This is a genomic window from Vogesella mureinivorans (assembly GCF_007644035.1).
Classification (GTDB): Bacteria; Pseudomonadota; Gammaproteobacteria; order Burkholderiales; family Chromobacteriaceae; genus Vogesella; species Vogesella mureinivorans.
In genome coordinates this window covers 1-440 of the sequence record NZ_VMTV02000988.1, presented here as the reverse complement: position 1 = coordinate 440, position 440 = coordinate 1, and the positions used below count along the sequence as shown (strand labels likewise).

The window sequence follows — 440 nt, the reverse complement described above, 5'->3', positions numbered from 1 at the left end:
CCGTGTCTCAGTCCCAGTGTGGCTGATCGTCCTCTCAGACCAGCTACCGATCGTCGCCTTGGTGGGCTTTTACTCCGCCAACTAGCTAATCGGACGCGAGCTCATCTTCAGGCTATAAATATTTCACCTTTCGGCACATCCGGTCTTAGCAGTCGTTTCCAACTGTTATCCCCGTCCTGAAGGCAGATTCTCACGCGTTACTCACCCGTCCGCCACTAGAATCCTAAGATTCCCGTTCGACTTGCATGTGTTAAGCAGACCGCCAGCGTTCATCCTGAGCCAGGATCAAACTCTCCATTTTGTTGAGTTTGTTGCTCTGGAAACAATTCGTTTCCCTCTTCTTTTGGCTTCGGGGTTTTTCTCCCCTAATCCGATTTTCTTTGGCGAGGTTATTGTGTTACTCTGGCTTTCAAACTATTATTTTTTCTAGGTTCTCTTCG

The 440-nt window shown here is 48.6% G+C and carries 1 rRNA gene; it reads right to left on the bottom strand.

Going from position 1 to position 440, the window contains the following annotated elements:
• Window positions 1-301, bottom strand: a 16S ribosomal RNA gene (locus FLQ44_RS25715); the annotation flags it as partial.
• Window positions 302-440 lie beyond the last annotated feature (139 nt).